At 60.9% G+C, this 284-nt stretch carries 1 pseudogene; it reads right to left on the bottom strand.

Annotated features, from left to right (window positions below):
- Positions 1–284 (bottom strand): annotated as a pseudogene (locus EN851_RS35835) (long-chain fatty acid--CoA ligase); the annotation flags it as partial.

Genomic DNA, 284 nt, shown 5'->3' with positions numbered 1-284 from the left:
GTCTTGGGCAGCTCGGTGCGGAACTCGATGAATTTCGGCCGCTTGTAGCCGGTCAGGTTCTCGCGGCAATAGACCATCAAGGTCTCGATCGTCAGTGCCGGGTCCCTCCTGACAACGAACAATTTGGGCACCTCGCCGGAATGTTCGTCCGGCACGCCGATCGCCGCCACTTCCAGCACGCCCGGATGGTGCGCCACCACTTCCTCCAGCTCGTTCGGATAGACGTTGAAGCCGGAGACCAGGATCATGTCCTTCTTGCGGTCGACGATCTTGGTGTAGCCGCG

It is taken from the genome of Mesorhizobium sp. M8A.F.Ca.ET.208.01.1.1, from assembly GCF_004791315.1.
Classification (GTDB): domain Bacteria; phylum Pseudomonadota; class Alphaproteobacteria; order Rhizobiales; family Rhizobiaceae; genus Mesorhizobium.
The sequence above is the reverse complement of the archived record's forward strand: the minus strand, read 5'-3'. Positions and strand labels throughout refer to the sequence as shown.